The organism is Dysgonomonas sp. 520 (assembly GCF_010501095.1).
In the GTDB taxonomy this organism is placed as follows: domain Bacteria; phylum Bacteroidota; class Bacteroidia; order Bacteroidales; family Dysgonomonadaceae; genus QVMP01.
Genome location: NZ_QVMP01000007.1, coordinates 131,982 through 138,491 on the forward strand (window position 1 = coordinate 131,982; position 6,510 = coordinate 138,491).

The 6,510-nt window shown below is 40.2% G+C and carries 5 protein-coding genes; all 5 read left to right on the top strand.

Annotated elements, in window-relative coordinates; all coding sequences use genetic code 11:
- Positions 1 to 10 precede the first annotated feature (10 nt).
- The 5 genes from tsaB to tpx all read left to right on the top strand — a co-directional run bounded on the left by tsaB (position 11) and on the right by tpx (position 6,328).
- Positions 11 to 703 (top strand): tRNA (adenosine(37)-N6)-threonylcarbamoyltransferase complex dimerization subunit type 1 TsaB, encoded by a 693-nt coding sequence (gene tsaB, locus D0T56_RS05565; RefSeq protein WP_163319148.1) that lies wholly within the window; start codon positions 11 to 13, stop codon positions 701 to 703.
- 79 nt (positions 704 to 782) lie between these two features.
- Positions 783 to 977, top strand: a complete 195-nt coding sequence (locus D0T56_RS05570) for a CDGSH iron-sulfur domain-containing protein (RefSeq protein ID WP_163319149.1) — start codon at positions 783 to 785, stop codon at positions 975 to 977.
- 792 nt (positions 978 to 1,769) lie between these two features.
- A complete protein-coding gene (locus D0T56_RS05575) occupies positions 1,770 to 2,747 on the top strand; it encodes a lytic transglycosylase domain-containing protein (protein ID WP_163319150.1) in 978 nt (325 codons plus the stop codon).
- A 126-nt stretch (positions 2,748 to 2,873) separates the two neighbouring features.
- On the top strand, positions 2,874 to 5,711 hold the full coding sequence (gene uvrA / locus D0T56_RS05580; protein ID WP_163319151.1) for an excinuclease ABC subunit UvrA: 2,838 nt from the start codon (positions 2,874 to 2,876) through the stop codon (positions 5,709 to 5,711).
- Positions 5,712 to 5,827: 116 nt separating this feature from the next.
- On the top strand, positions 5,828 to 6,328 hold the full coding sequence (gene tpx / locus D0T56_RS05585) for a thiol peroxidase (RefSeq protein ID WP_163319152.1): 501 nt from the start codon (positions 5,828 to 5,830) through the stop codon (positions 6,326 to 6,328).
- Positions 6,329 to 6,510 lie beyond the last annotated feature (182 nt).

Consider the following 6,510-nt stretch of genomic DNA (forward strand, 5'->3'; position numbering starts at 1 on the left):
AAATAAAATTATGCCACACATATTATATATAGACACAGCTACGGAGGTCTGTTCTGTTGCTATATCCAATAATGAAGAAATTATTTTCGACAGGCTTGAGACAAAAGGGCCTTCACACGCAAGCCTGCTTGGTGTTTTTGTTGACGATGCCGTGAAATTTCTCAGGAAAGAAAACAAAAAACCGGATGCAGTTGCCGTTAGTTGTGGTCCCGGCTCATACACGGGTTTAAGAATCGGTGTATCGGAGGCGAAAGGACTTTGCTATGGCATGGATATACCTCTCATAGCATTAAACACGCCTCATATTATGGCTGCCGGTGTTGCAAAATCGGGCATGTTAGACGAAAACACATTGCTGTGCCCTATGATTGACGCCCGGCGCATGGAAGTGTATGCCGCCATCTACAATCAGAAATTGGAAATTGTAAGAGACATACAGGCTGATATTGTGGATAGTGATACATACCGGGAATATCTGAAAGATAATAAGATAGCTTTCTTTGGCAACGGTTCGGCCAAATGTAAGGAAGAAATAGATAATGACAATGCCATTTTTCTGGATAACATTTATCCAAAAGCAACAGATATGATTTCTTTGGCAATGGATGCATATACCAACCAACGCTTCGAAGATGTTGCCTATTTCGAGCCATTCTACCTGAAAGAGTTTGTAACCACCACTCCCAAGAAAAAAGTCATATAAAAATCAATATAGCTTCGCAACACAAAACAATTCTCCGAAATGGTTTGTTATAGAAATTGATCAACTAAAACAAACAATTATGGAAAACAAAGAATCATTGATTAAAATCAAAGTGCTTCCTAATGCACCTTTATTTGTGCAGGGAAAAGTAGAATTGACCCTTGCCGACGGCACCACCGTTGTGAAAGAAAATCCACATTTTTGTCGTTGTGGTGCTTCAAAAAATAAGCCTTTTTGCGATGGCTCACATGCCAAAATCGGGTTTAAAGATTAAGGGATTCAGGCACTTCAATTTATTCAGGCATACAGAATATAGATACTCTACGGTGATTTATATTCTGTATGTTTTTTATTATTAATGCGAATCGGTAGTTGAAAACATTGTTTTTTATTCTTCCTTTTTTACTGCCGCGTCTCCTGCAGAGACTTGTCTTCTCAACTTTTTGGTGTCAAAAAGTTGCAAAAAACAGTGCTTCGTGACTCGCCGACCTGACAAAGCGATTCGTTGACTAAACTAAATAAACTCGCTACGCTCAGACAGATATTTAGTTTTGCGCCAACTTTATCGGTCAGGTCACCCGGCTGCGTCACTAATGCACGTCACGCTTACGCCCAATTTTAAAAATGTGACATTTGGCTAATTGACGGGGCACCCACACAGCGCAAATAAGCGACCAGAACAAAAAGCTGTTTGAGCATAGCCGAACCATTCTGATTTTGACAGACTTTTGGTGTGAGTTATTTTTTGTTCCGCTTATAAGCTGTATAGTGGGTCGGCAAGAAGCCTGAGTCACAGAAAGCCTTTTTGATTCCTTTTGCGGCTTGGGGCAAAAGGAATGCAAGTAATCTTTGATTACGCGCAGCATGTTGTTGAATTTAAACCAACGTTTTTATTATAAAAAACTTAACTACTGATTGGCATTATTAAATATAAAGGACGCTTAGAGCCTGTTTCAATTTTTAAACAGACTCTAACATTCAGTCTATTCCTTGGAAAGAAAAATTACAGTATCTTTGAAGGTTAAAAAAAATAATACTTCTATAACAACTATAAAATCCTCCTTCGATGAAAAAATCTTTCATATTGATAGCAGCATCCCTATGTATCTGTTTGTCAGGTATAATATTAATATCAAACCACAATGCCGAAGACGTGGCAAATGACGAAAAAAACAGTCCGTTGGTTGCATCCATGACCGCCTCGGTTGAAGTTCCTTCGGAAGTAACATTTGCCGGCGAAAAACTTAAACTAGACCGATACGACTTGTACGAAAGATATGACCGGGAAATAAACAGTTTCACGTACCTTCATTCGTCCACACTGCTCATTATAAAAAAAGCCAACAGGTATTTTCCCATCATAGAACCTATACTGAAAGCTAACGGCATACCCGACGATTTCAAATACCTTGCCGTTATAGAAAGCATGCTCAACCCTCGTGCCATATCCACCGCAAAAGCAGCCGGATTATGGCAATTTATGCCATCCACCGCCACCCAATATGGTTTGGAGGTAAGTTCTCAGGTAGATGAGCGTTACTCGGTAGAAAAATCGACGGTTGCCGCCTGCAAATACTTGAAAAACGCATACAACAGATATGGCAACTGGGCTAGCGTGGCCATGTCGTACAATGCAGGCATGGGCAGGATCAGCAGCGAACTGGAACAACAACAAGTGGAAGACAGCACCGACTTATGGTTGGTGGAAGAAACTTCAAGGTATTATTTCAGAATGTTGGCTGTGAAAAGTATTTTTGAAAACCCTAAAAGATATGGCTACATTATCAAGGCTGAACAATTGTATAAACCTATCGACTTCAAGGAAGTGAGAGTGAGAGAAAGCGTCTCCGACCTGGCAACATTTGCTCAAAACAATGGTATCACTTACGCTCAACTCAAAGACTTCAACTCGTGGCTCAGAGACAGAAGCCTGACTATCAACCCGAAGAAACCAAAAGAATATACGATACTTATACCTACACAAGAATCACTTTACTACGACGGAAAAGTAAAAGTGCATGACAAAAACTGGGTAAGAAATTAAAAACAGTTCTGTGCTTTGTTGTCCTGAACAAAGTGAAGAATCTGTTGCAGATGCTTCGTTGCGCTCAGCATGACACACGTTAATTTTTTTGAATATAAACTTCGAGATTATTGCATCTTAACATAAATGAACCAGAAAGTAGACGAAACAGAAAAAATTGAAGTATACGGTGCACGTGTACACAATCTAAAAAACATAGATGTAGAAATACCCCGCAACTCGCTTGTGGTTATTACAGGACTGAGCGGAAGTGGAAAATCATCGTTAGCCTTCGACACTATTTTTGCAGAAGGACAAAGGCGTTATATAGAAACTTTTTCGGCTTATGCCCGTCACTTTCTGGGAAATATGGAGCGCCCCGATGTGGATAAAATTACCGGATTGAGCCCCGTTATTTCCATCGAGCAAAAGACTACGAACAGAAATCCTCGTTCGACGGTGGGCACAACAACAGAGATATACGACTTTCTGCGGTTGTTGTATGCCCGTGCGGGAGAAGCATATTCGTACCTGTCGGGTGAGAAGATGGTGAAATATACCGAAGAACAAATCCTCAGCCTGATAATGTCTCGCTACATGGGGAAAAAGATATATATACTTGCCCCCGTAGTAAAAAACAGGAAAGGACACTATAAGGAACTGTTTGAACAGATACGCAAAAAAGGATACCTGAATGTGAGAGTTGACGGTGAAATTCGGGAAATAATTCCCGGTATGCGTGTCGACAGGTACAAAAATCACAGCATAGAGATACTGATAGATAAATTGGTAGTATCCAATAAATTTGAAGACAAGCTGAAAGCCAGCGTACGCACCGGGATGAAGCAAGGCGACGGACTGATAATGATTCAGGATGTGGAGTTGAACGATGTGCGTCACTACAGCAGCCAGCTGATGGACCCGGCTTCGGGTTTATCGTACGGAGAACCTGCGCCTCACAATTTTTCGTTCAATTCGCCGCAGGGAGCATGTCCGAAGTGTAAAGGTTTAGGGTATATCAACCAGATTGATATGCAAAAAATAGTGCCCAATCCCAAATTGAGCATTTATGCAGGAGGAATAGCTCCACTGGGAAAGTATAAAAACTCATTGTTTTTCTGGCAAATAGAAGCTATCTGTGAAAAATACGAGGTTACGATAAAAACACCTCTTGCCGATGTTCCCGAAGATGCTCTGGACGAAATAATGTTCGGTACGAATGAGCCTTTGCAAATAAAGAACGAATCGCTTGGCAATTCGAACTACATGGTTGCATTCGACGGCGTTGCCAAATACATATCCATGCAACAAGAAGCAGAAGCATCGGCTACTGCTCAGAAATGGGCAAACCAATTCATCAAAACCACAGTATGTCCCGATTGTAATGGTCAACGCTTGAATATAGAAGCCTTACATTATAAAATAGCAGGGAAAAATATTGCCGAAGTTTCGGAATTGGATATTCAGGAGTTTTATGATTGGATGAACGATTTGGATAAGCATATTTCCGAGAAACAAAAAACAATAGCTACCGAAATAAAAAAAGAAATCCTTTCACGCACATCTTTTCTTCTGGATGTCGGTCTTAACTACCTTTCCTTGAACAGGGCGTCTAACACGCTTTCGGGAGGTGAGAGCCAACGCATACGTCTGGCTACCCAGATCGGTTCTCAGTTGGTAAATGTGCTTTACATATTGGATGAGCCCAGTATCGGTTTGCACCAAAGAGATAACGAACGCCTCATCAATTCGTTGAAAAAACTGAGAGACACAGGAAACTCTGTAATTGTGGTGGAGCACGACAAAGACATGATGATGGAGGCCGACTACATTATCGATATGGGACCATTGGCCGGACGAAACGGTGGTAAAGTTGTTTTTGCCGGCACACCCAAACAAATGTTGGAGGCACGCACCGTTACGGCAGACTACATTACAGGAGCAAGGGAAATTGAAATTCCCAAGAAAAGGAGGAAAGGCAATGGCAAAAAAATTGTGCTTAAGGGTGCATCAGGAAACAATCTTAAAGATGTAACGGTACACATACCCCTCGGCACACTTATCGGAGTCTCGGGAGTTTCGGGAAGTGGCAAATCAAGCCTGATAAACTCTACCCTGCAACCTATACTTAGTCAACATTTCTATCGTTCGCTGAAAGACCCTTTGCCATATAAAAAAATTGAGGGAATAGAAAATGTAGACAAAGTGATCAGTGTAGACCAATCGCCTATCGGCAGAACACCCCGTTCCAATCCTGCCACATACACAGGGATTTTTTCCGATATCCGCAACCTTTTTGTCAATCTTCCCGAAGCCAAGATAAGAGGCTATAAACCAGGGAGATTCTCGTTCAACGTAAAAGGTGGACGCTGCGAAACTTGCAGTGGAAACGGATATAAGACAATTGAGATGAACTTTTTGCCCGATGTTTTTGTTATATGTGAAGACTGCCACGGGAAGCGATACAACAGGGAAACCCTTGAAGTAAGATTTAAAGGAAAATCTATTGCGGATGTTCTGGATATGACCATCAACATGGCTGTTGAGTTCTTTGAAAACGTACCTGTTCTTTTGAACAAACTGAAAGTTTTGCAGGAAGTTGGGTTAGGATATCTCAAACTGGGACAATCGTCAACCACATTGTCAGGAGGAGAAAGCCAACGAATAAAACTTGCCGCCGAACTTTCGCGAACCGATACAGGAAACACATTATATATTCTGGACGAACCTACAACAGGTTTACATTTCGAAGATATACGTGTGTTGTTGGAAGTTCTGAATAAACTTGTGAACAGAGGAAATACGGTAATAGTTATCGAACACAATCTGGACATCATAAAATGTGTGGATTATCTGATAGATCTTGGCCCGGACGGCGGTTCGAGCGGAGGAAACATAATATACGAGGGATCTCCGGATGGAAATTTCGGAAATCGCAACAGCGTTACTTACAGATTTCTCAAAAAAGAACTCAAAAAAGAATAAGTTACTTATTTAGGTTTGAAAAAATTAAAAAATTGATTGTTTAATTAAATATTATATCCTAACTTTGTCTCAGCAAGAGAGCTAGTCGATATAATTAAAAAGACATAAAAAAGAATATGGCAAAAATTAAATTCGGCGGAAGCGAGGTTAATACAAGTGGTAGTTTACCCAGTGTTGGATCAGCCGCACCTTCATTTACTCTTGTTAAAAGTGATCTTTCAGATATATCGTTAAAAGACCTAAAAGGGAAATATGTAATCTTAAATATATTCCCAAGTCTTGATACCAGTGTTTGTGCTGCGTCTGTCAGAAAATTTAATAAAGATGTAACAACATTGCCCAATACGGTGGTATTGGCAATATCGGCAGATTTGCCGTTTGCAGCAGGACGTTTTTGTACGGCTGAAGGCATAGAGAATGTTATTCCGGCATCAGTTTTCAGAAACCCTGAGTTTGCTAAAGATTATGGAGTTTTACAGATGGATGGACCATTGAAAGGATTGCTCGCAAGAGCAGTGATTGTGGTAGATCCTGAAGGAAAAATAAAATATACGGAGTTGGTTCCTGAGATTAAGCAAGAGCCTAATTATCAGGCCACAATCAACTCTATTGTGTAGTTTTGTAAAGTTTGTGTTAAGAAAAAAAGTCTGCGAAGTGATTTCGCGGACTTTTTTGTTTTTTATTGCTGATATGATTTATAAAATATTCCTATCTTTATCATTAAAATATAGTATTTGTATTAAGGAAGTCATCTAGACTTTTTAAATTATACTTAATTTTTGAGTTTTTGTCATGTTGA